This window comes from Vibrio sp. 10N.261.51.F12 (assembly GCF_041471725.1).
GTDB lineage: Bacteria > Pseudomonadota > Gammaproteobacteria > Enterobacterales > Vibrionaceae > Vibrio.
The window spans coordinates 15,545-41,623 of sequence record NZ_JBFROV010000020.1 but is presented as its reverse complement, the minus strand read 5'-3'; the positions used below and the strand labels follow the sequence as shown (position 1 = coordinate 41,623).

General features: G+C 42.8%; 16 protein-coding genes. 13 read left to right on the top strand and 3 right to left on the bottom strand.

The features are described 5' to 3' along the window. Nucleotides 1-47: 47 nt before the first annotated feature. Together bcsG and AB4405_RS13760 are read right to left on the bottom strand one after the other, a co-directional pair. Nucleotides 48-1,664, bottom strand: coding sequence for a cellulose biosynthesis protein BcsG (gene bcsG, locus AB4405_RS13765; RefSeq protein ID WP_372061352.1), 1,617 nt, complete (start codon nucleotides 1,662-1,664; stop codon nucleotides 48-50). Nucleotides 1,665-1,815: 151 nt separating this feature from the next. After that, complete coding sequence (locus AB4405_RS13760; RefSeq protein ID WP_372061351.1) at nucleotides 1,816-3,243, bottom strand: BcsE family c-di-GMP-binding protein; 1,428 nt, start codon at nucleotides 3,241-3,243, stop codon at nucleotides 1,816-1,818. Between the two features lie 86 nt (nucleotides 3,244-3,329). Between AB4405_RS13760 and AB4405_RS13755 the strand changes: the two genes are divergently transcribed. From AB4405_RS13755 to AB4405_RS13730, 6 genes are read left to right on the top strand one after another with little or no spacing between them, the layout of a single operon-like run. Then, nucleotides 3,330-3,518 carry a hypothetical protein gene (locus AB4405_RS13755; protein ID WP_102470189.1) on the top strand — a complete coding sequence of 63 codons (189 nt, stop codon included), beginning with the start codon at nucleotides 3,330-3,332 and terminating at the stop codon, nucleotides 3,516-3,518. Nucleotides 3,519-3,520: 2 nt separating this feature from the next. After that, on the top strand, nucleotides 3,521-4,246 hold the full coding sequence (locus AB4405_RS13750; protein WP_372061350.1) for a cellulose synthase operon protein YhjQ/BcsQ: 726 nt from the start codon (nucleotides 3,521-3,523) through the stop codon (nucleotides 4,244-4,246). A 1-nt stretch (nucleotide 4,247) separates the two neighbouring features. After that, complete coding sequence (gene bcsA / locus AB4405_RS13745; RefSeq protein WP_372061349.1) at nucleotides 4,248-6,794, top strand: UDP-forming cellulose synthase catalytic subunit; 2,547 nt, start codon at nucleotides 4,248-4,250, stop codon at nucleotides 6,792-6,794. 9 nt (nucleotides 6,795-6,803) lie between these two features. After that, nucleotides 6,804-9,035, top strand: a complete 2,232-nt coding sequence (bcsB, locus tag AB4405_RS13740; protein ID WP_372061348.1) for a cellulose biosynthesis cyclic di-GMP-binding regulatory protein BcsB — start codon at nucleotides 6,804-6,806, stop codon at nucleotides 9,033-9,035. Further along, the gene (bcsZ, locus tag AB4405_RS13735) at nucleotides 9,028-10,155 is read left to right on the top strand and encodes a cellulose synthase complex periplasmic endoglucanase BcsZ (protein ID WP_372061347.1); all 1,128 of its coding nucleotides are present in this window, start codon (nucleotides 9,028-9,030) and stop codon (nucleotides 10,153-10,155) included. Before bcsB ends, bcsZ begins: the two co-directional genes overlap by 8 nt. Then, complete coding sequence (locus tag AB4405_RS13730; RefSeq protein WP_372061346.1) at nucleotides 10,152-13,748, top strand: cellulose synthase subunit BcsC-related outer membrane protein; 3,597 nt, start codon at nucleotides 10,152-10,154, stop codon at nucleotides 13,746-13,748. The genes bcsZ and AB4405_RS13730 overlap by 4 nt, the downstream gene beginning before the upstream one ends. Nucleotides 13,749-13,844: 96 nt before the next feature. On the opposite strand, the gene AB4405_RS13725 is transcribed toward AB4405_RS13730, so the two are convergent. Continuing rightward, nucleotides 13,845-16,253: a metallophosphoesterase gene (locus AB4405_RS13725; RefSeq protein ID WP_372061344.1), complete on the bottom strand. Its 2,409-nt coding sequence runs from the start codon at nucleotides 16,251-16,253 to the stop codon at nucleotides 13,845-13,847. A 246-nt stretch (nucleotides 16,254-16,499) separates the two neighbouring features. Between AB4405_RS13725 and AB4405_RS13720 the strand changes: the two genes are divergently transcribed. From AB4405_RS13720 to AB4405_RS13690, 7 genes are all read left to right on the top strand, one after another. Next, a complete protein-coding gene (locus tag AB4405_RS13720) occupies nucleotides 16,500-17,024 on the top strand; it encodes a hypothetical protein (RefSeq protein ID WP_102470196.1) in 525 nt (174 codons plus the stop codon). A gap of 494 nt (nucleotides 17,025-17,518) precedes the next feature. Beyond that, nucleotides 17,519-18,472, top strand: a complete 954-nt coding sequence (locus AB4405_RS13715) for a TerC/Alx family metal homeostasis membrane protein (RefSeq protein ID WP_372061342.1) — start codon at nucleotides 17,519-17,521, stop codon at nucleotides 18,470-18,472. 285 nt (nucleotides 18,473-18,757) lie between these two features. Then, nucleotides 18,758-18,949, top strand: coding sequence for a hypothetical protein (locus AB4405_RS13710; protein ID WP_102470198.1), 192 nt, complete (start codon nucleotides 18,758-18,760; stop codon nucleotides 18,947-18,949). Nucleotides 18,950-19,489: 540 nt separating this feature from the next. After that, nucleotides 19,490-20,719, top strand: coding sequence for a peptidase T (pepT, locus tag AB4405_RS13705; protein ID WP_102470200.1), 1,230 nt, complete (start codon nucleotides 19,490-19,492; stop codon nucleotides 20,717-20,719). Between the two features lie 27 nt (nucleotides 20,720-20,746). Next, a complete protein-coding gene (locus tag AB4405_RS13700; RefSeq protein ID WP_372061339.1) occupies nucleotides 20,747-21,604 on the top strand; it encodes a mechanosensitive ion channel family protein in 858 nt (285 codons plus the stop codon). 121 nt (nucleotides 21,605-21,725) lie between these two features. Further along, on the top strand, nucleotides 21,726-22,859 hold the full coding sequence (locus AB4405_RS13695) for an efflux RND transporter periplasmic adaptor subunit (RefSeq protein ID WP_372061338.1): 1,134 nt from the start codon (nucleotides 21,726-21,728) through the stop codon (nucleotides 22,857-22,859). Then, nucleotides 22,860-26,012, top strand: a complete 3,153-nt coding sequence (locus tag AB4405_RS13690; protein WP_372061337.1) for an efflux RND transporter permease subunit — start codon at nucleotides 22,860-22,862, stop codon at nucleotides 26,010-26,012. Nucleotides 26,013-26,079: the final 67 nt, after the last annotated feature.

Here is a 26,079-nt window from a genome sequence, read left to right as displayed (position 1 = left end):
CAACTCGTTGGCTATTGGGGTTTTTCTTATGCAGTGTGGTTTGAGCATTACTGTTTGTACTGAGTCCACGATTTAGCGTCAAAACTATAAAATTGCTGTCCGTTGATTTCTAGCATGGTGGTACCCGAGTTTTGTGATACTACAGGGGTCTCAGGCAAACCAGAAACAAGTGATGTCAATGTTGTCGTATCCCCGTCGTATACACCACTAGAGGCAACATTAGCAATAAAATCGGAAAGCGCTAAAAAGCTAACAGGCGCAGTTACTTCCACTTGTTTTTTATTATCGAATGCGGCGTTACCAAAGAACTTAACTCCAACCGGAATGGAGGTAATAGCTTTGGTCGGAATTTCGCGCATTCCTGATATTTGCATTCGATCCCCACGAACAGCGGCACCATGCTCTGGCAGAATGACCACCATAATGTTTCGACCACTCGCGTCAAGATTGTTGAAAAACTGCAATAAATCGTCAAGCAGTATTGATTGCTGCCTTTTATAGGTCACTAAGCGAGAGCCCGACTGGCCAACAACACGATTCCCATCGTGGATGCTAATTGTGTTGTAGAGGCTGACCGTAGGTTTAGTGTGCTCGATTTCACTCCATGTTTTCAAAACCTCTTTATCCCGATATATCTTAGTACCGTCAAAGGCGTACTGAGAGGGCTGTAATGCATCAATATCTACTGCAGCAGTAAACGGACCTATATTGCTGGCAATATGCTTGTTGAAACCATCAAACTTACCGTCGTGATTCATCAATATTTCTTTTTCAAAACCTAAGCGATGAAGTTGGTCGAACAATGAGCATTGTTTCGTGAGAGTGCTGTCAAAAAGCTTAGCATGATCTTGTTGTCCACAATTCGCACGCAACACGCGCAAAACCGCTGGGCCACTGTAGGATGTTGCAGAATTAAAGTTTTTAAAGACAATATCGAGTTGGTCAAATAAGGGGTGGTCTTTATTGCCGCTGTACTCTAAGTCATCCCATGCCAAAGAGCAGATATTAATAAACAAGATATCGTAGTTTGGTTTGTAATTTTCAATCGTAGACAGTGTTGATGTTAGATTTTGTTGTTGGTCAAAAAAGTTAGATACGTAGCGATTTAAGCCTTCAGAAGACGTGTCGACCTCAGCGTTGATATCGTTCATCTGGGTAGGCTTGGTTACTTGTGTTGAAGGGGTTTGCATGTCATTTACGGCAGCGCTTGGTGCTGACGAGGTTTGCCAAAAGTAAGAGGGCATTGATGACACGATCATTGCGACGACAACAAACGTAGATAACCGGAAAACTTGGTTGAGGTAAAGGTAACCTACAATGCTAAGCGCGAGAAGAAGAACAAAGTCGAATGATATAAAGTCGGTGGCCAATGCAAGTAAGTAACTACGATCAAATTGACTAACCAGCGCCCATTGACTTGTAAGGCGCTCTATTGGTGGCAGGAATGAGTCATGGTGTAACAGCAGCAAGGCTATAATAGCTGCGAAGAAATGACGCATTCGGTTTAACCATTTATTCCCTATCGGGATCATGACAAAGGCTAAAAAAGCAAAATTGTAGGTTGGGTCGAAGCCAAGAGTGTCATCCCAGAATAGCATTACTTTTATGGAAAAGTAGATGGTCCACCAGCCAAGGTACCAGGTGTGAAGGCGAGAATTTTTCATAATCAGAACTTAGTTTTTTTTAGGTATCTAGGACGTTTAAAAAGAAAGTTAAACAACGCGTGGAATAACTTAAATAATGTTGGCACAAGGAAACTAATCGCCACCCCAAAGCAGGTAAAGAATAGAGCGACAATAAAAAAATCATTAATGTTCATAGACTATCCCAAGTCACCTTCTTTGCTGTTTTTGTTTTAGGCTCAGACAAAGGTTCAGGTGTGGGGGAATCATTTGATGACCGGCTTGAACTTGTTGTGCTGAGTGGCGCTAATTTATGTGTGATTTTATCTGGTTCTACAAACGTATTGATTTCAATAAAAAGATCATTGATGGACAGGCTAAACACGTTGGTCAATGCCTGAGAAACTTCGTAAAGTCTAAGCGAACTAAAGAAGATGAAGAATTTACCATCATGCGTCGCCGCGATATCCCCTTTACGTTTTAATTGGCAGTAACTTATCACTTCATCCATTAAGACCGAAGAGAACGGTATCAATTCAACCAATGCAAATTCTAGTTGAGAGTCTTTGATCGCTTCAACGACGTCTAATGTGGTGCGGCTAAAAGTGTCGAAGGATTGAATTCCTGACATTGAAAGTGGACTTTGGAAGTATTTCGATAGCGAATCAAATGATAGGGAACCTTCATCCATGGTGGTATGTGAAGCTAAACGAATTTGGTCGAACAGGATAGAGTCAGTTCGATCGTGTTCTACAATCGCTTGCGCTCCTGCACTTAATAACATGTGGAAGTCGTTATACCGAATACAAGGGACAGACTCTTTTACAATGATTTTAAGGTTACGGCCATATTTTTGTTTGAAAGAAAAAACGTGTTTAGAGACGCGGGAGATATCATGGAATCCTCGACAATTAAAGACAACAACGGCTTCCTGTGAGCGATCAAGCTCGTCAGCAACATTTTGTGAAAAAGAGAAAGAATGAAAATTATGTGCTGCGACAAATGAAGAAGACGCTGCGGACTCTTCAATAAATGTAGGTAAGAATTCATTTTGTATGTAATCAGAGTTAGATTGATTTAATTTGAACACTTTATTACCAAGAGAGATATTGCCTGCACGGTAACTGATCATCTTTGAGTATATATCATCTTGAAGGTGGGTAATATTGCCAACATAATATGTTGGAGATGAAATAAAAGGAAATAAAATATTTCGAATGTAAGAATTATCTGAATTAACAATGATAACGGTAATCTGAATAAATAATGAAAAGCTATGCGTAATTATTAACTCTAGCTCTTTGCTTGTTAACTCATTTTGATCGAGAAGAACGACGACATGTTGGTCATTACGTACCGTTACTCGGGATAAATCAATCAAAAAGTCAGAGGTAACTAACGTATCATGTGATAAGTAAATGTCTGAAAATATATCATTTAAAGCACTTTTTATTCGAGATGTCTTTTCAGGATTTTGATTAAGGCTAGGCAGTATTGATTCTTTGTTTAAGTTAGATAGCAGTAGCGAAAATCGATTAACAAATAAGGGTATTTGAAACTGTTTAATTGCAAGTGAGTGCATGTCTTCCCATGAATCGATGCCGATAACTTGTTGAATCATTGTAAATTGCTACCTAAAGGGATGTCGTCTTGTTAAAAACAGTGTACTATGCAGCATCCTTATTAACAAATATATTCAGAGTGTAAATGTCTAAGGCGTTATCAGATGTTTCGCAAGTTTTTAAATCATATGGATTGAAATGCGATTCTTATAAAGATCTAGAAAAAGATTATGAATTACAAATGACGTATCAAAAATGGCAGCTTTTGGTACACAAAAAGACTAACGACAGTGTGACGGCGACAAGTGAAAAGCTTGTTAGTGCGAACGACTAACCGTGGCTTTAATATCAGTTCAATCGGTAAATAGTGGTGCGGGAGCCAACACCGTGGCGGCAAATATGGCGGCTGCGTACACGTCTCGTGGAAAAAAGGTTGTTCTGATTGAATTAGACAATCGAAATGTTTTAGGGTGTTGGTTCGGTAAACATACCCTTGATGATGACGGGTGGGCGAATGCGCATTCAAATGGAAAGTCGTGGAAAGATGCGATCTTCATGAGCCCTGGAGGGACATGTTTTATACCGTTTGGAGACGCTCATCTAGACATTGAAATAATGATTAATGTTCTAAGTAAAATGTGCCAAACCGCTTCATTAAAATTTGATTACATTATTGTACTACTCCCAAATAATCTTAAAATCGAAGATTATGGTGTCAGTGTTGACCTGGCTTTGAAGGTTATTAATCCTACACCGCTATCAGTTACGATGCTTTCTAAACGACTCAACAACAACCCCGCTATGGAAAATACTCGATTTGTCCTGAACGCTTGTCGTCATGACGTTGGTTTGTCCCGGGAGCTAGTTTTAGTTCTAGAAAAGATGCTAGGAGATAAACTGTTATCGTCTTACCTATACTTTGACATTGCAGTACAAGAGACATTTGCGGAGCTGTCCAATGTAATCGTTTCTGCTCTCTATTCCCAAAGCCATATTGAGTTTAAACAATTGGCGACGGTGACCCTATCGTACTTGGAACAAAAGCAACAGCAGGGTCGTTAAGATGAATGTCGTTAAATTATTCATTTCGCCGTCTCTGTATCGAGACTTTTCGAATTCCATAAAGACCCCGGAATACTCCCTTAGCACTCGTCATTTTTTCTTATTCATACTGTATTTGCTTACCAGAGCCTTTCTTCGTCATCCGTTAGATTTGAAGGCATGGAACCATTATTTTCCACAAATTGAGTTTGATCACTTCTCATATGGCGATAATATTCGAATTGTCATTCAACTGCTTTGGATCTGCTTAGTAAAGCAAAATTTCCATTTAGATAGCTGGTTGTTGGTTCGTCATTTATGTTTTTTAAAATCGATGCTTCGATACGGCGCGCAATGGTTCCGTAAGATTAGTTCTATAGCGGTCAGTTCTTTGGATTCAAAGCTTGAAGATGTAGGTTCAGAAAAATACTCCAATAGGATCCTCCCAGATCCGCTTCTGTATGGTATTTTATTCGTCCTAACGCTGCTCTGTTTAACCGTTCCATTCTCAATTGCTGCACAGGCATTCTTTGTTGGTGCGTTAGCGTTAGTCGCGTTTTCAATTCGAGGAGTGGAAGGTAGACTGCCAAACCTACTCCTCATTGTACTCTCCCTGATTGCGTCATGTCGTTATATTTGGTGGCGCTATACGTCAACGATTAACTGGGATAAAGACCTCGACCTAATATTGGGCCTAATACTACTAATGGCTGAAACCTATTCGTGGTTGGTGCTCCTTCTCAGCTACTTTCAGTCTATTTGGCCACTTAACAGGAAACCCGTGTTACTGCCAGAGTCAGTGAAGAAGTGGCCATCTATTGATCTCTATATTCCCACCTTCAATGAAGAGTTAGAGGTAGTTCGAGCAACTGTCTTAGCAGCAAGTACAATCGACTGGCCAAAAAACAAACTTAACATCTATATCCTCGACGATGGCAAAAGAGATGATTTTCAAGCCTTTGCTGAGCAGGCTGGCGTTGGCTATATAAGGAGGCCAACAAACGAACATGCGAAAGCTGGGAATTTAAACTACGCATTGAAACACACCAATGGTGAGTACGTTGCAATCTTTGATTGCGACCATATCCCCACGCGAGTTTTTTTTCAGGTGACGATTGGAGCATTTCTCAAAGACGATAAGCTGGCATTGGTTCAAACACCCCATCATTTTTTCTCTCCTGATCCCTTTGAGCGCAACTTATCAAACTTCAGGAAGCTTCCCAACGAAGGCAATCTATTTTATGGATTGATTCAAGATGGTAACGACATGTGGGACGCGACTTTCTTTTGCGGATCCTGCGCAATTTTACGGCGCGGTGCACTTGAGGAAATTGGTGGTGTTGCCGTCGAAACGGTGACTGAAGATGCGCATACCGCGTTAAAGTTGCATCGGTTGGGCTATCGCAGTGCTTACTTGAAAGAACCAATATCCGCTGGACTTGCGACCGATAGTTTGTCGGCGCATATCGGTCAACGGATTCGCTGGGCACGAGGGATGGCGCAAATATTCAGGGTCGATAACCCGCTATTAGGGCGAGGTCTAAAGTGGCAACAAAGATTATGTTACCTCAATGGAATGATGCATTTTTTAAGTGGAATTCCACGGTTGATTTTCATGGTAGCCCCTCTTGCTTTCTTGTTGTTCGATGCATACATAATCTATGCTCCGGCATTGGCTATCGTCCTATTTGTATTACCACATATGTTTCATGCCAGTTTAACCAACTCGAGGATCCAAGGTAAATATCGTCATTCATTTTGGGGAGAGGTATATGAAACGGTTTTAGCTTGGTACATTGCAATCCCAACCACAATTGCGTTAATTGCGCCTAACAAAGGTTCATTTAATGTGACGGAGAAGGGGGGGCTAATACAAAATAGCTTTTTTGACTGGAATATTAGTAAACCGATTATAGCGTTGCTGATACTCAATTTATTGGGGTTTGCCGTTGGTATTCATAGGTTGTTCGACTATGAATTTACCGAAACAGCTACGGTTTTAGTCAACCTATTTTGGACGCTCTATAACCTGTTTGTACTTGGGGTCGCGCTTGCGGTATCGGCGGAAGAAAAACAAGTCCGTCAGACTCATCGAATTGAAGTGGATTATGCGATTTCATTTACGACGACTGATGGCCATCATTACCCCGCACAACTTAAAGATTTTTCGTTTGGAGGGCTGGGCTTTGAAATTCACTCAGGAATAGTGCTGCGGCAAGGTGATAAAGTCAATGTGGCGTTGCAACGCTACGGTATTACGGAATCATTTCTGTGTGAAATTAAGTTTTGTCAAAATGGAACGGTTGGCGCCGAGTTAATGCCGATGACATTGGAAAAAGAAAAACGTTTTATACAATGTACTTTTGCGCGGTCGGACACATGGTCTAAGTGGCAGAAATCGTACGAAGAAGACAAACCTTGGCAGAGTTTAAAGAATATGTGTTTAGTCAGTGTCATGGGTTTTAGAAAAATGGTGGATTACAGCCCTAGAATATTCCAATTGATATATTCAAGGTTAGAAGCACTGGTTTTATTCGGGCTGACTTTCAGGCCTCGATGGGTGTATTAGGAAATGATAATGAGAATGATAAGGACGCTATCGATATTATCGCTGGCAATGATATCCACGGCGTTTGCCGCTGATTTCAACGAGAAAGTGAACCCTAATATGAGTCTCGAATATACATTCGAAGACATTACAGGTGAGTCTTCTATACAGCTAAAAGGCAATCAAAGTACGGCTTATTTAGGGTTTGGTTCGCGTCTTGATCAAGTGATTACAGGCGGAAACCTTCGGTTAGAGTTTTTGCCATCGCCAGCATTGCGTGCATCCGTATCGCACGTACGAGTGTTTCTTAATAATGAACTGATGGATGTCGTTGAATTTAACAACGCTTCAACGACTAAAAAAGAGATGAAGCAGATAGCCCTTGATGGGCGTTTTTTCAAAAATTATAATCAAATTAAGTTCGAACTTATTGGCCGTATTGATGCTCAATGTAGCGATGGGAGCGATCCTGCGCTTTGGTGGGAATTGAGCTCAGCAAGCTCGATCCAACTTGATGTACAACCATTAGAAATAGCGAATGAGCTTAGTTTGTTACCGGCCCCATTTTTTGATACTCGTGATTTCCACGATGTGTCCATTCCTATGGTCGTACCGCGTGATTTTTCGCTTTCCGGCGTACATTCAGTATCGGTAGTTGCCAACTACTTTGCTAGCCACGTTAAATGGCGTGACATTACTTTTCCAGTTTATGATGATCAATTACCGGACAGGCATGCAATCGTGTTTGCCTCGAACAAAAATAGGCCGCTATTTTTAAAAGACCTGCCTGAAATAACGCGTCCTACCATTCAAATGGTAAGCCATCCCAGGAACCCCCACATTAAGCTGTTGCTCGTGTTGGGCGCCAACGAACAACAGCTGTCTATGGCGGCTAAAGGACTTGCCGCAAGCAATCAATTGATGTCAGGTGAAGTGGCGTATGTGCACGAGCTAAAAAACTTGAAAGCACGGCAGCCATATGATGCGCCCAATTGGCTTCCGACGAACAGAGCTGTCAGGTTGTCTGAGTTGGTTGAGGGGGACTACCAGTTAGAAAGCCAAGGGGTGAACTTATCACCTATTAAAGTTGACTTTACTTTGCCACCTGATTTGTTTACTTGGAACGCGAAGTCGATTCCGATGAAGTTAAATTACCGACATTCTCCTCCTCAAGAGGGGACCAGTAGTTCAAAGTTGAGCGTCGCGGTTAATGAACGATTCGTTAAAGCATTTTCTTTGGATAGCGGGGAAACCAGCAAGGAGCAACGAGTATGGCGAATTCCAGTATTAGGTAGTGAATCATTTTCTGCGCATGAATCGTTAAACGTTCCTGGATTTAAAGCGGCGACCCAAAACACCTTAGGCTTCACTTTTCAATTGGCTCAAAGCACGGCTGCGGAATGTGAAGGAAGCTCTACGTCGATCCAGTATGCCGCCATTGATGGAAATTCGAGCGTCGATTTTTCTGGATTTCCTCACTACATCCAAATGCCAAACAACCAAGTATTTGCTTCATCTGGGTTTCCGTATTCAAGAATGGCAGACCTGTCTGAAACCGCTATCGTCATGTCAGGAGAACCCAGTCCTAAAGAAGTTGAACTATTACTTGATATGGTTGGTTTCATCACCAAAAAGACAGGGTTGCCCGCTTATCAATATAAGTTGATCGATTCGTGGGATACCGCGGTTCTAAATGACAAAGATGTTTTGGTACTAGGCGTTCAGTCTGCAACTCGCTTTGGCTTAAACTCCGATTCTCTTGCTTATGTTAACTCCTCTGAAGACGGACAATTTATGACCGCGACACTCTCATCTGATGAGGGGGCTTTGAATGGGTTTGGAAAACTAGCAGGACGGGCACCAACCGTATCGGCGCACTTGTCGACGCGAGGCGAGTTTGCATCAATGGCAAGCTTTGAGTCACCTATTTCTGCTTTGCGAACCGTCACGGTGTTGTCGGCAAGGAACGAGCAGTCGATTCCGTTGTTGCAATCTGCGTTGAATAAACACAGTGCTGAATTGACTGGCTCTGCGGTCGCAATTACCAAGTATGATATCAATAGTTATCAGATTGGTAGCCAGTACTTTGTAGGTTCATTGCCTTTGTTTGACCTTGTGTGGTATCACTTTTCAGATAGACCCGTGATTATGGTCATCGTTGCGTTATTGTTGGTACTTGGCTTCACTTTGTTGATGTGGCGAGTATTGAAGCGCTATGCATCGCGTCGATTAAAGCACTCTTTAGGACACAACGATGAATAAGATCGTCATTTATCTATCTTTGCTGCTCTCTTGTTACTCAGTGTCAGCAGAGCACGACCTGTCTTGGTCAGATTTTAAAGAAGTGTACATTATAGATAATGGTCGGGTTATCGATGGATCTGACCCTCGAAGTATCACAACGTCTGAGGGCCAGTCTTACGCCTTATTTTTTGCTTTGGTTGAGAATGACCGAGCAACATTTGATCTTGTGTACGAGTGGACGCGCCACCATTTAGCCGGTGGCGATCTAACGGCGCGATTACCCTCTTGGTTATGGGGTAAGGGGAATAACGGCTATGAGATTCTAGATACCAACTCCGCTTCCGACTCGGATTTGTGGATAGCTTACACATTACTCGAGGCTGGGAGGCTATGGAAAAGCGACTATTATCAAAATGTAGGTTATTTACTAGCGCAAAGAATCTTAGCTGAAGAGACAATAAGCTTGGTTCCGGGCGTGCGACAACTTGTCCCTGGAAAATACGGATTTGAAGTGGATAAAGCCGTTAAGTTGAATCCAAGTTACGTTCCTATGCCGTTGCTTGCCAAGTTTGTGCACTCATCGACTGATAAGCGTTGGACAGAGTTGTGGAGCGGTTCGAGAGAACTTCTTTTTCGCTCTCAAGTATTTGGTGTGAGTCCTGATTGGATACTCTACGACGGTCAAGATTATTACTTTGATAATGAGACTGATGATCAGGGTAGCTACAATGCGATTCGCACCTATATGTGGGCAGGTATGATGCCTAGAACCATGGAAAGTCGAGAGCAGCTACTCAAGACATTGCAGCCGTTTGTTAACCAAATACGAACAGAACAGTCGATACCGTTGACAACCTTTGCGCAATCAGGAAAAAGTCGCGGTAGTGCTCCGGTGGGCTTTACTGCTGCTATGATACCGCTTCTTGTGGCGAATGAAGACGACGAACTTGCCCAGATATTTGCTACTAAAACAAAGCAACAGTTACAGACAAAGCGTGATGATGAATACTATAACAATGTGCTAGCGTGGTTTGGCATGAGTTGGTACAACAAGCGATTCCGGTTTGATGACCATGGTGAGCTTATTCTCCCTTGGGCAAACTCTGAGGCACTGACTCCTGAGGTAAATGAGCAGTGAGGAGGATTCCTTTTACGTCAAATTGCTACGCGATCGCTTTGTGCTACTCAGTGGCAGTCAATGCCACGACTCATACACCCGCAGTTTATTATCAATCTGCACCAAACTGGCTGGAAAATCAGATAGTCATAGGGGAGCTTAAGAAGGATGAAGATTTAGTTTTTTCTGCCGTCGAACGTTGGCTTGCTATTGCACCTACGGACCCTCAGGCACTTTTTGCCAAGGGACGCTGGTTGATTCGAAACAATCAGACTGAGTTGGCATATCCGTTGCTCGAGCAGGTAAGTAAAAGTGGTGATAAAGACATTCAGCAAGCCTTTCGCAACTACATCGACGTTAATGAGCAGAGAAAAACGGAATACAATCAAATCATGTTGCTCCAAAAAGGAGGGCAGTATGATAAGGCTCTAGCGGGATTTGTGGCGCTTTTTGGGGACCAACGGCCTGACGTTAATTATGAGCTTGAATACTTGGATCTTCTTTCTACGTTTCCCGATCGTGCAGACGAAGCACTAGAAGGATATAAGGCGTTAGATGACGCTTTTCCACAAGTTGGAGAGATCCGGATTAGGCTTGCGCGACATCTAGCTCGATATTACGACAGCGAAAAAGCCATCGAAATTTATTCCTCTTTGGCAAATGATTCACAGTTAGGGGTCTTTGCAAGCAGTCTTTGGTTAACCGAGTTGGAATCCCAGCCGCTTTCAAAGCAATGGTTTGCGACCTATGAGCGAGTTGCGAGTTATCACCCTGATGATCTTGCTCTTCAACAGCGCTATGAGACAGCAAAAAGTCGATGGCTGCATGAAAAAGAGTTACGAAAAGATCCGTTGTACCGGAAAAAGCGCAAGGCTTTACAGGAGGTAGGGCGTGGGAAATTTACATGGTCTGGGTACGACACGTTAGTAGCGTCAAACCGAAAGTGGCCAAACGACCCTTTGACACTCAGTTCACTTGCTAAACACGAATATCGACGTGGTAATTATACGGCGTCATTGGAGTATATTAGACGAGCACGTCAAAGTGATGATAACCCTGACTTAAGCAATTACTACAACGCCGAAGAGCGAACTATTTTATACTGGCAAGCGATTGATATTGCGCGTAGTGCTATCGTCCGTCAAAATTTTACTAAGGCTGAAGCTGAACTTGACAAAGCGTTGAGCATTGATAAACGTATTGCGTTAGGTTACGTGATGAAAGGTCAGGTTCTACGGTCTCAAAGCAATATACAGTCCGCGCACCAGTGGGCTATTAAGGCAAAGGATATTGAGCCCCTGAGTACCAGTGCTCTTGAACTGTGGGTGGAAACTCGCTATCCAAGTCAAGGTAACGAAGGACAATTGCAAGCGTTGTCTGAACTTAACGCCGAGCAACGCCATGTACTGAAGTCTTTTACAGCACGTGTCGAGCATTCAGTGGTACTTGATAGATTGCGACAGGATAAAGAAGCGCCCTCAGAGTTGTTGTCCTCCTCCATATTTCAACACGTTATGAATAGTAATGCTGATCTGCCTTGGTTAAAAAAAGAGATTGCTGATGAATTAGTGATATTGAATCAATACGAATCAGCTGATTATATGATGCGCACTGCTTATATTGAATTTCAAGACCCTGAACACACGCACGCTTATAGTCTGTTCTTAGTGTCAAACAATCGATGGGCTGAAGCGTATGGTATTGTCACAGAAAACCAACTCAATGGATTAACGTCATCAGAACAAGCGACGTTCACAAGAATTAAACTGGAGTATCATCGCCAGATGATACAAAGGCTATCTGATGATAAGAACGCCTCAGACGTTTTACTTGAAGTAGACCGGTATATTCAGTCGGTGGCTAAAACAGATGAGCCTATCGCTACCGTTCTATGGTCGGAGTTTGGTTACCCAGAAAAAGCGAACGATTTAATCGCTGAAATTGATATTAACGACTTACAAGATTACGAGTTGCTGCTCTATTCTCAGGTTGTGTATCAAATGAATAATCCTGATATACATCGCCTTGTCTATCAAGAAACAAAAGAACGAAAAATCAATGCCAAAATCGTTATGGATCGTGAAAAAGCCTTGAAAGCCGATCAGTCTCTTGTTGAGCACGATGTAAATCAAGCGATAGATGCCTATGTCGAACTCATTGGTGATGAGTTTCCATTGGGAGCGGATCGTTATTTAAATACCGTTGAACATTCTCCTGAAAACGCAGAAAAATTGCTTGAAGCCTCTGCTAATCATGTGTTTCAACTTGATAAAGAAGACTTCATTTCCGCGATGGTAGTGGCTATAAGGCTAAGAAATCAATCCTATATTAACTTTTTTAATAATCATCGTTCTCAATTTGCGTTAACGGGTTTTGACTACTGGCGTTTGCAGGAAGAGGCGGTTGATGCTAACGATGAGGGGCTGGTTGAACAATTCGCTACCACCGGTTTATTACTCGATGATCAAGAAAGAAGTGAGTCGCCAACAACCCGCAGTATCAAAACGGCGTACCGTGAAGCTGATGACAATTGGATGACAAACGATCTCATCGCAACGCTAGATGAATTACGTAACAAAAATCAATCTTATGTTATGTTCGGCACCGAATTTAACTCGGTACCAAATGGCGCTACATTTTTAACTGTTCCTGTTGAGTTGAGTTTAGCGATACCTGATTGGAATGGGCATTTGAAGTTACGGACAGATAGTGTCTACCTTGATAGTGGAACACTTACGTACTATGACGAAAATGTGACGTTTGAGCGCAGCCGAGTCGGTCAAGCATTCTCTATTGGGTGGGAAGCAGAGCATTGGCGTGCGGATATCGGTACGACGCCGATAGGCTTTAGGCTTAATGATTGGGTAGGAGGAGTAGAAGGAACAACATCACTAGGGGATGTATCTATTCGCGGGAGTGTGAGTAAACGCCCAGTGACCTCAAGCCTGATCTCATACTCTGGTTTAGAGGTTGCAGATAGACGAGGGAATGTAACAGAGTTTGGTGGAGTGACGCGCACCGGGAGTACGGTTAGTTTATCGTGGAATGATGGTCGACCATATGGTTTTTGGGGCTACGGTGAATACCATCAACTAACCGGTGTTAATGTTGCCGATAATGATCGTTTATCTGGGATGGCTGGTGGGTATTATAACGTCATTAATACCAATGATAATTCGCTATCGATCGGTAGCTCAATGTTCTATATGGGGTATGACAAGAATCTAAGTGAAGTAGTAATAGGGCACGGAAATTATTATAGTCCGCAATCGTACTTTTCGTTATCAGTTCCAGTGTCGTATTATCGACGTGTCAATTATGATTGGACCTACGGTGCGAGAGCGTCGGTTTCTCTATCCAATGCTAGTTTTGACGCACCTTATCAGTTAGAAGGTAACCCATCAACAAGCTCTGGGGTTAGCAGTGCTGTTCAATTGTACACAGAATATAAAATATCTGACCACTGGACATTTGTCGGCTATCTTTCTCAGCAATTTTCAAGTGATTATCAACCAAGCCTGTTTAACCTATATTTTAAGTACAATTTTGACTCCGTTTGGGAAAAAGCAAAATTACAACCCGACCCATTAAGGTTGTATTCTAATTATTACTAACTTGGTTACTTGGTTACTGAGCGTTTGGAGCACGAGTATCCATTTAATGGCCTCTGATAAAGGGAAGCCATGGTTAGTTTCATAAGAAATTATGGTTTAATTAATCGTTTTTGACTTCATAAATTTAGCGCGTTGCTTTATCCATTTGTGAGCCCAGTCTTCAGGTGCATTTTGGTAAAATCGTTCAACCGTTTGGTTTAGTTCACGCATTGTTGGTATGAACTCAAGCTGATTTGATACATCGCCCATTCTAGCCACTTCAACATCGCTAAAAGGTCGAGGCGCATAAAGTAACGCGTTTATATACACTGGTTGAGCTTCATTTTTTTGGTATTCTGTATCCGTAAATAAACGCATGTTTTGCTTATCCATTGCCCATTTAATCCCTTCACCTGCACTGTATCTCATCGTCGCAATGAACTGACCGTTTGAATATAGTTTGTAAACTACATCACCAGCGTCCGACGTATAAAATACCAAAGCAATACGGTGCCATGTATTCGCTTCAAATATACCGGCGTATTGAGAGTAAAGCCCGAGTTGATTATCTTCGTTTAGATATATTTCAACCTTGTTATTTAGGCTATTCGCATCAAGGATTGCCCGAAAATTGTTACTACTATCATCGGGCCAGAGAGCGTCAAAAACGAGTGTATAGTTTGAGACAAGGTTTTGGTTTGAAAAGTCGCCATTTGAATCGTGTTGTGTTTGTAATCGCAACTCTCCGTTGGTGTCGGCAACAAGTGCATTAAGCTTTATGACGTTGCCCACACTGCCATCAGGAAGCTGAGGGATGTTTAAAGACTCTGTAGTGCCACATGACAACAGCGATGATTCACAAGTGGCATCTGTTTCGTCTTTGAGTTGAAGCTTAAGAGACGATAGTTGACTCTGTTCCGCAAGGAAAATGTTATCAGTGTCATTAAAATTCCATATCGTCGTAGCATTGATTAAGTCATTGTTACAGCTATAAAGCTCGTCATCGGAATCAATAAAAAGGCAGCTTGCAGTGCGGGTTCTGGCGTAAGCATCATAGATTTGCCATGCTTCTGCAATTAGAACGGCATCGCTTGGGTCATAATACAGGGCGTTAAAAAAATATTCTGGATTCCACGCTGCTGATTTAAACAAGCCAACATTATAAATAGCGGTATCGACTAAGTCATCTAACGGAGGACCATTATATTGAAGTGTTTCATTGGCATCAGCCATTAACTTTAGGTCTGCACCAGACACTTCGACTTTGTAAAGCGCGGTGAAACCAGGTGTATTAGAAGGTTGTCGCTCAATAGGGTACGAGCGATGAAAATGCTCTTGGGTTAATGAGCCAGGCGCCCAAATTTCACTGTCTTCAATTTCGTTTTCATTCAGGAGGCTAGCGTCGATTGCGAAGTGTGTTTGTGTTTCAGGGTTTGTATACGACAGCATCCCTTTAAAGAGTAATTCTCGCATTTGTGTACGATTGAGCTGATTTTTTGAAACGGCGATTTCAGTGTGAGCATCTGGGGCGTATCGACCGAGTATCGTGTCTATTTTTGCCTGAGTGTTTTCGTCCGTTAATGACGTGGTTTCAATATCAGTACTTTTGATTGGTTTAGCAAAGGACGCTGATTTATCGGCTAGGTCAAATACAATTTCGATGTCTGTATATCCCTTGGCGTTAAAGTCAGGCAACACGACAGTGGTATTATTAATGAGCTCTGAATCAGGCGTGGCATGAGAGTGTCCTCCCAAAATAAGGTCTATACCATCAACGTAGGTTGCTAAAGCTTTATCCGTACCAAAGCCTAGGTGACTCAACATAATCATATAGTCGACGTCTTGTGCGTAATCACGGATAAGCTGTCTTGCTCTGTCATTCCAATCCCAACGCATTTTAAAGTCGGGAATAAAATCAGTTTCTGGTGTGATTTCTTGGTCGAGCTCGTTCCATGGGCCAGAGGTCATGCCAAACAAACCAATTTTTACGCACCCTACTTGTGCGATGGCAAAATCAATGCCATCAAAGCCGCTCGGATCTGTCCCGTAGTATTCGGTATTGGAGGCAAGCACGGTTGCGATGTCGTCTTTAGAATACTTGATTAATTGTTCCGGTCCCCAAGCAAAATCATGATTGCCAATAACGCGGTAATCAAACGCCATGGCTTGAGTCGCTTCTAATGTAGCATCCCCGAAAGACAGCTGTTCAGCGACTGACCCTTTTTCGTAATCATCCCCGCCATTTGTGAATAACGTATGAGGGTTTTCTTTCAACGCCTGTGTATGCGCTGCTTTTATTTTGCTGTAATATTTTTCGTTAAACCCAAAATGCCCATGAAGGTCTGCAACATGAATAATTCGTATGGTTTGTTTTGTCGCTAAAACGTCGCATTCAGGGCCAACCATTTTGACTGGCGCAGGATTAATAATATCTCCAAGGGAGACGGTATCGTCACTATTACAACCCGTGAGTGACAGGGCTATTAATAAACAACTTAAAGCAAGATAATATTGAGATATGGGCATGGATTTTAACAAAGGTAGCAAAGATTTTAACAGTATATCATGTAGTTAGTTTTCCAAGCACGAATTAACTCGCAATCCTTAGAAAATCTCAATGGTAACTGATTTGTATTAATGAAATGTAATGGTTGCCATAGAATAATATAGAGATGAGACGCTCATAAAGGTGTTTATGAGCCTTTGTAGGTAACGCGAATAGAATAGATGGTAGCGATGTTTATTAGAATAATAGTACTAGGACTATGTTGTGTGTTTTCCAACGTTGTTACTGCTAACTGGGTTGAGAGCTTTGTAGGCGGTCATATTGACCTGGTATCGCGTGAAGACCTAGGTGCATTATCAGACATATATGATTGTGGTGAGACGGAAGGGCAATATTATTGTGGTTTTGATCTGGATTACCGAGGCGTCCCTATGGACGCTAAGGTATCAGTCAATGATGACGAAATTAGCCGTGTAGAATTAATAGCATTGATGACGCCATATCATTATACGAGAATTCCGTTCAGCTTAAGAGTTGACGGATTCGAACTTGTAGAAGTCTTAATTGGTGAACAACGGTTCAATGTGGCGGAAGAGCTCGCAAAGCACTCTGCAGCAGAAACAGATAAGAAACTGGTTGAATTTTTGAACTTATCTCCCATTTCTGTTTCTAAAGTATTTACCTGGGTCAGAAAAAATGAGATTCAGGATAGGTTGGCTACAGAAACAGTCTGTATGAAAAGTGACAAAGAGCAGATTTCGCTCGTATGGATGTCCAATCCATCTTTTTAACGGTGTCACACAATAGTATTACGGTTGTCATTTCTCTGTTACATAGAGTCAGTAACTTAGAATGCGTAGAGTAAAGAAGGAATTAACCATGAAAAAAATGAGACGTGCTCGACTTCATCGTTGTCGTATTCAGTATTGGAAAGAAACCAATCAAAAAACAACAGATAAAGAAAAAGCATAAACAATAAAAAGTAATGTTCCACCCGCAAACCAGCAATCTGAAATTGCTGGTTTTTCCATTTTTAGCGTCCGCTAAAATCCGTTAAAAAACGATAGACACAGCAATATTTCAGGATTACAATCCGCTCGTTTTGGGGAGTAGTCACCTAAATTATTTGTCGTCATCTCGTTAAGCAAAGCTTATCCGGCAAATAAGAACACCTAGTGTGTTTTGACGAGACCAACGCAATCAAAGTCTCAGTACGTGTGTACTGAGGTATTTATTGGTTTGCGGAAGGTCGATTCTTACTCACGTCCTTCCGCTTGGAGGACTTATGCCCTTATCTATATACCTTTCTTTTCTCGTATTAACGCTCGGCTTAGTGGCGTTAGATATCTATCAAACCCGTGGTGGCCTTATTACCATTCGCAAAGCGGCGATATGGAGCGGTTTCTGGTTTTTACTTGCTTTTGTGTTCGCAGCATCGATCTATTTCTTTTGGGATGTCTATGCCCCTGATAGTGATTACAGCGCAAGAAAAGCAACAGTGGCATTCTTGACGGGATATCTGCTCGAAAAATCGCTCAGCATCGATAATCTGTTTGTGTTTGCGATCATTTTCCATCAATACGCTGTTCCCGAGCATTTGAGGCCGAGAGCGCTGTTGTGGGGGGTCATTGGCGCGTTGATATTAAGAGCCATCATGATTGGCGTTGGTGCTCAGTTGCTTGCACAGTTCCACTGGGTGATGTATCTCTTTGCAGCGTTCTTGATCTGGACGGGTATTCAGCTCGCGAGAGACAAGGGTGAAGATGAAATTAACCCGTTGCCTGAGCGCGTTATTCGTCGATTATTTACGGTATCCGATGATTATCGAGGTAATCGATTATCGGTCATAGAGAATGGAAAGCGTATCTTTACGCCTATGTTTATTGTTATTGGCGTCATCGCCTTCATGGATGTGTTGTTCGCTCTTGACTCTATTCCGGCCATTTTCGCGGTGACTAGAGAGCCATTTCTAGTGTTGGCGGCAAATGTATTTGCTTTATTGGGGCTTAGGTCGTTGTATTTTGTTTTGGAGGGCATGATGAATCGATTTGTCTATCTAAAACCTGCGTTGTCGTTCGTGATGGTGTTCATTGGGATTAAGATGGTATTGGTTGGAACCGCATGGGCGATACCTACCTGGGTTTCACTCAGCGTGATTCTTATTACCATGTTTATTGCTACTTTCGCCTCTTTGTATCACGAGCGGAATGCTTTACTTGTAATTGATAAGAAAAGGTAACGTTAGCATGTTGACTCAGCGAACTATTTTCGAATAGTTTATGCGCAACCATTCGTTAACAAATGGATTTGTTAACGTGGCTTGATGCAACATTATCCACAAAAATCGCGGAATGTTGAATAGTCATGCATTGATATTGAATGCTTTCAATATGGGTTTGTTAAGGGCTCGTTTCATTAGAAAAACTTATCTGAATATCAAAAAATAGTCATTTTTTTAAGCGCGTATTGTTGCCTATTATTGCTCCAACAACGACGAAAAACGAATTTGTAAAGAGAGGCAATCATGGCACAAGCAATGAATATCGAAACCATCGCTCTAGCACCCTCTATGGATAAGAAAGCCTACGCGGTTAACATCAAAGGATTGATTGCACACTTGCTAGATATCATGTTCGGTAAAGGTGAAGTTCAAAACACGTACTACACTAACGAGCTGTCTGGACATATGCAGAGAGACATCGGTCTTAACCGATAAACGATGCAGTTTAAAGTGAATATTAAGAAGGGGCATTGACGAAAGTTGATGCCCCTTTTTGTATCTAAGTACCTGGGTAATCGAGATATGTACTTGGGTAATTAAGAAATGTAACTGGATAGTTAAGATATAGGTGTTGCAGTCCCTTGCTTCACAGAGGCTGCGTTTAGTTGTGTAAACCACCGTCTCTTTGTGCTTGTCTAATTAATTCTTTTCTTTTTTGCTCAGCATCGGATTGCTTTCCCGCAGTGCTAGTGTTTCGACCTAACTCTTTAGGCGAAAATACATAATATTTATTAGTCATCATCATGTCTCTCTCGATCAAACGATTATCTGAATTACCGTAGGTTAAGACGATTATTGTCATTTTCAGATTAGAGTACATCAACCTAATGGCCTTTATTTAAGGCGTAGGGCATAGGTGGATATCGAATTAAAGCAATTAACCGGAAGTGATCTAAAGCTGATTTAACTCAACGTCTTGTCATGTCTAACCCGTATGATGGATGACGTTTAAACAATATGACTAGGTGAACTACAATGGCAAATCTTACCGACCGATTTCTTCAATACGTCACATTTGATACACAATCTGACTCGTCAAACGGTTGTTGTCCAAGTACCAAAGGACAAAGGCAATTTGCAGACGTTTTGAAAGCGGAGCTCATCGCCCTTGGTTTATCTAATGTGTCTTTAGATGACAACGGTTATCTTATGGCGACATTGCCGGGCAATGTAAAAGGTGACATTCCAGCTATTGGTTTTATTGCTCACATGGATACCGCGCCAGATGCTTCAGGAAAGGACGTTAACCCTCAAATCGTAGAAAACTACGTAGGCGGGGATATAGCATTGGGTAGGGGCGACGAAGTGCTTTCTCCAATTCAATACCCTGATCTTCACCTGTTACATGGTCATGACATTATTACCACCGATGGAACGACATTACTCGGCGCAGATAACAAGGCAGGAATTGCCGAGATCATTACTGCGATGGCGTATTTAATCGCGCACCCTGAGATCCCACATGGCGATATTCAAATTGGGTTCACCCCAGATGAAGAAATAGGACGTGGTGCTAACCTATTCAATGTTGAAAAGTTTGGCGCGCAGTGGGCGTACACCGTTGATGGGGGCCCAGTAGGTGAATTAGAGTATGAAAACTTTAACGCTGCTGCTGCGACGGTCGAGTTTACTGGGGTGAGCGTGCATCCAGGAACCGCCAAAGGCAAGATGGTGAATGCCATGACACTCGCTTCTCGTTTTCAGGCAGATATGCCTGCTGACGAAACACCTGAAAGTACAGAAGGGTACGAAGGTTTTTATCATTTAGGCTCTGCCGATCTATCGGTGGCAAAGTCGACGCTTCGTTATATTCTTCGTGATTTTGACTCTGACGGATTGGAGCGCAGAAAGGCCTACTTACAAGATAAAGTCGATTCATTTGATCTCGGCTCTAAACGGGCGAAAGTCACGTTAACCTTAGTGGATAACTATTCCAATATGCATGAAATGGTGGCACCTCACCCTCATATCATTGAGCTTGCGGAGAAAGCGATGTTGGCGTGTGATGTGACGCCTAATATTAAACCTATCCGCGGTGGTACTGATGGAGCAAGGTTGTCATTTATGGGGTTACCATGTCCGAATATCTTTACTGGTGGCTATAATTTTCATGGTATTCATGAGTTTATTACTATTCAAGGAATGGAATCAGCGGTAAAAGTGATTGTGCAAATTGCGAAAGAGACAGCAATTCGGTATCGTTAAGCCAAACCTTTACTGATATAGGCACTCATGGAAGACACGGAAAAAATAATCACGTATTTAACGGACAATAAACTGCTACTGAGTGCCTTAGTCCTGTTCCTAATACTTATTATTCGTCGGGTCACCCTAGGGGCGATCCGTGGTGACGTCGCGTTTATTTCAGAGGACCAGCGTAAGTGGATGTCTCGAACCAAGAATGGTTCATTTGCACTTATCATGCTGATGTTTTTCTTAATCTGGAAATCTGAAATTAGCGAGTTTGCTTTATCGGTTACCGCAATCGCGGTGGCTATTGTTGTGGCATCCAAAGAAATCATTCTGTGTTTCACAGGTTCGATCCAAAGAGCGAGCTCTCGATCTTTTCGAATCGGTGACTGGATTGAAGTGGGCAAGACCAGTGGTGAGGTTATTGAACATAACCTGATGGCGACTGTGGTCCAAGAGATTGATTTATACCATGGGCATTACCATTTCACGGGTAAAACCATCACAATGCCGAACAGTATGTTCTTCACGTATGCGGTGAAGAATCTAAATTTCATGAAACGCTACGTTTATCACCACTTTTCTATTGTTGTGCCTGGCTTCGATAATTTATTCCCTCTAGTTCCAGAACTCGTTACTCAAATAGAAAATCATAGCGAAGGGTTTATTGATGTCGCGCGCCGGTATAATGGTGTTATTGAAAAACATGCAGGTGTTGATCTGCCAGGTTCAGAGCCTCACGTTTATTTAACGAGTGGTGTGACTGGAGAACAAATAGTCAACATCATGATTTTTTGTCCGACCGAGTTAGCGACACATTTAGAACAAGACATTCGTGCCGATTTTATGTCGATATATACCAAAGCTTTTCCAAAAGTAAAAATCGAAAAAGTTCAATAAAACATAACGTTATATTTTGAAACACTTTCATGTGGTCAATTGATTTTCCTCGGACATTCACATGACTTTTAGTTAGATACTGTGGCTTGCCTGTTCCAACTAAAAGATAATCGGTGTTTCAATGCCTAAAAAAATAATCGCTTTAAGTTTAATCACAACCGCTTTATTAGCGGGCTGTGGAGATAAGAGTACTAAACAAGCTGGTGGTCAATTACCCCTTGTTCAAGCACAAGAAGTAACGGTCATACAGCATCAGCAAAGTAAGTCCTACATCGGCCGTATGGATGCGGTCGAAGACACGTCTATTACTGCTCAAGTATCAGGGTACTTAAAAGAAAGGCATTTCTTTGAAGGCCAAATTGTCGAAAAAGGTCAGTTACTGTATTCCATTGAGCCCTCGTCGTTCGAAGCTCAAGTGGCCAGCGCTAATGCATTGGTTTCTGAAGCTGAATCTTCCTTGAAAAAAGCGGAACTTGATTTCGCTCGTGGTCAGAACTTAGTTAAATCCAACAATATTTCTCAAGCGGAATTCGACGCGCTAACCGCATCACTAATGAGCGCCCGAGCTCAATTGTTAGCGGGCAAAGCCCAGCTAAAAGTGTCAGAAGTGAATCTATCTTACACTGAGATTCGAGCGCCGTTTACTGGGCGTATTTCGGACAGTAAAGTCAGTACGGGTGATTTACTATCACCGTCTTCTGGTGTGTTGACGACGTTAGTGAGTATGGATCCAATGTACGCGGCGTTTAGCATTAGTGAGCGTGAACGCTTGGCGCTTGGAATGGACCAAATTGAAGGTAACGGAGCTGATGAGTCTGATGGGGTAGCGGTCAATATTATCCTTGAAGATGGTCGAGTGTTTGACCACCAAGGTACATTAGATTTCTTGGGTAACCGCATTAATCTCAATACTGGTACGTTAGCGATGCGTGCAGTAGTCGATAACCCAAATCAACGCTTGCTTCCAGGTCAACATGTTCGTATTGAGTTAATGGAAAAACAGCCAATAGAAGTTGTCACCGTACCAAGACGATCGGTACAAACTGATCTTGAAGGTGACTTTGTGATGATCATGACCGCCGGGGATGTGGCCGAGCGCCGTAACGTAGCGTTAGGGCCACAAGTCGATACTGGCGTGATCATCAAAGCGGGTTTGAGCTCGAGTGATGTCGTCATTACACAAGGGTTACAGCGTGTTAGGAATGGAGTTCCGGTACGAGTTGAACAACCGGACGCTGCAGAACAAGGTGCCTAAATGTTAAGTCGTTTCTTTATTCAAAGACCAAAGTTCGCTTTGGTTATATCCATTATACTGACGCTAGCAGGGGCTATCTCTTTAACCGCTCTCCCTGTTGCTGAGTATCCCAAAATTAGTCCTCCTTCTGTCAGTGTGACCGCGTACTACACGGGGGCAAGTGCAGAAGTCGTTGAAGAGGCCATTGCTGACCCAATAGAAACATCAGTCAATGGTGTTGAAGATATGATTTATATGTCTTCAAAAAGTGCCAATGACGGTTCGTATTCATTGAATGTCACCTTTGATATCGGCACTGACCCAGATATGGCTCAGGTCAATGTTCAGAACCGTGTATCGCAAATCGAATCGAAACTTCCACAAGAAGTTCGCATGGTGGGTGTGACGGTTAAGAAACGATCGCCTGACCTGCTCATGGTATTGAACTTTTACTCTCCCGATGGCACTTACGACGACAAATTCCTGATTAACTACGTGAACTTGAACATCAAGGATCAGCTGGCACGTGTTAAGGGAATCAGTGAAGTCGGCGTTATTGGTGGTGGTGAATACTCAATGCGTGTCTGGCTTGACCCAGATAAGCTTGCCAACCTCAAAATGACAACGTCGGATGTCTATTCAGCGCTTGCTGAACAAAACGTTCAGGTAGCGGCGGGTCGTGTGGGTGCTGCACCTTATGCGGATCCTCAGGAAGTGCAATTTAACTTAGTAACGAAAGGTCGTTTAGAAAGCGTTAATGAGTTCGAAAATGTGGTTCTTCGCGCTAATACAGACGGTTCGTCGGTTTACCTTAAAGACGTAGCACGTGTTGAATTGGGTAAAAAGTTTTACGACGGGACGGGAGAGTTCAGAGGTCAAGATGCGTCTATCGTGACGTTGTCACTGCAATCTGACGCGAATGCGTTAGAAAGTGGTAAAGCCGTGATGGATATGCTTGAGAGGTTGAGCGTTAACTTCCCTGAGGGTATGTCGTATGAAACCAGCTATGACACAACGTTATTCGTGGCTGAGTCGATTAAAGGGGTAGTGGTGACCTTGATTCAGGCAATCTTGCTTGTTATCGCTGTAACGTATCTATTCTTAGGCAGTGCAAGGGCAACCTTAATTCCTGTTGTCGCAATACCGGTTTCATTAATTGGTACGTTCGCCATCATGAACATGACAGGTTTTACCATTAATACGGTGACCTTGTTTGGTTTGATTTTGGCGATTGGTATTGTGGTTGATGACGCCATTTTGGTGATTGAAAACGTCGACACGATTATGAAGCGTGATCCGAGCCTATCACCGCGTAAAGCAACACTGATGGCGATGAAAGAAGTAACCGGTCCCATTGTTACGTCTACATTAGTATTATTAGCGGTGTTTATTCCGGTTACCTTGCTTCCAGGTATCACCGGGATTATGTATCGCCAGTTCGCATTAACGATTTGTATTTCCGTTATTATTTCATCGATTAACGCATTGACCTTGTCACCTGCATTATGTTCACTGGTGTTAAAGCAGGGTGGTGGTAATACTGCGCGTTGGTTCCAAACCTTTAATAAGGGACTGGACCGTATTACCTTGAAGTATGGGAAAATGGCTGGCTTCCTAGTTAAGAAAGCTATCTTGCTGATTGGGTTCTTCGTTGTGGCGATAGCGGCGGTTACGTTCTTGGCAAAATCAACGTCAACAGCTTTCGTTCCACAGGAAGATAAAGGTATCTTGCTGGTTAATGTTCAGCTGCCAGACTCTGCTTCTTTGTCTAGGACGACAGAAACTACATCAGAGCTGATGGAATTGGTCGAGCAAGAGCCAGGAATTGATGGTGTTACCGTCGCCAATGGCTACGCATTTATGACAGGCGCTGCTGCCTCGAACGGTGCGTCTATGTTCATTAAACTCAAAAGCTGGGATGAGCGAATTAACCTTGATGGTGACCATTCTGCGAATGCTATTGCTGCCCGTATTAACGGCAAATCAGCGCAACAGATCCCGGGAGCGGTCGTCTTTGCTATGGGGCCACCTGCGGTTCCAGGAATGGGGGCGGCGTCAGGCTTTGAATTTGTACTTGAAGACACGTTAGGGCGAAGCCGTACTGACTTAGCGAACGTCATGCAAGAAGTCATTCAAGAGGCCAATAAACAACCCGAGATTGCTTACACCTTTAGTACCTTCCGTGCCAACGTTCCCCATTATCATGTAGATATTGATAGAGAGAAAGCACAGCAACTGGGCATCCCTTTATCATCAATATTTCAAACGCTACAGGGTAACTTAGGCTCGCTCTATGTGAACGACTTTACTATGTTCGGTAAGAACTTCCGAGTGACATTGCAAGCGGATGCTGAATATCGTAGTAGTATGGATGACTTACAGTTGTTCCATGTTCGCTCTGATAAGGGAGAGATGATCCCGCTCAGTACGCTAGTTAATTATGAGACGGTGTTCGAGCCAGACGTTGCATGGCGTTACAACATGTACCGAAGTGCGGTGATTCAAGGTCAGCCTGCAGAAGGGTATTCAAGTGGAGACGCACTGGTCGCAATGGAGCGTGTCGCTGCCAATGTTCTTCCTATGGGGTACCAGCATGAATGGACCGGTATGGCGTATCAGGAGATTTTAGCTGGCAACCAAGCGATTTATGCATTTGCGTTGGCACTGATCTTTATCTACCTGTTCATGGTTGCTCAGTATGAGAGTTGGTCAATTCCGCTGGCGATTATACTTGTGGTACCAGTGGCGACATTGGGCTCGTTTATAGCGTTGACCCTAGCTGGTATGCCGTTAAACCTTTATGCACAAATAGGTCTCGTACTACTAATCGCCCTCGCAGCAAAAAATGCCATTCTGATTGTAGAATTCGCAAAAAATGAACGAGAAGACAAAGATGTACCAATCGATGATGCGGCGGTCCGTGGTGGAATACTGCGTTTCCGAGCGGTGAACATGACGTCTTGGTCATTTATTTTGGGGATAGTACCTTTGGTGTTCGCTTCAGGAGCTGGCCATGTGAGTCAGAACTCCTTGGGTGTTTCCCTTATAGGTGGACTGCTTTGTGTGTTGTTGGCTGGTACGCTACTTATTCCAGGCTTTTACGCAATAATTCAAAGACGTAGAGAGAAGGTAAGGGGTGGGAGCACGAAATTAACCCCGTTAGATGATGATTAAGTTAACCGCTTATTAACACTTAATCTGTTTTGATCAAAACGCCTCGTAGATAATCTACGAGGCGTTT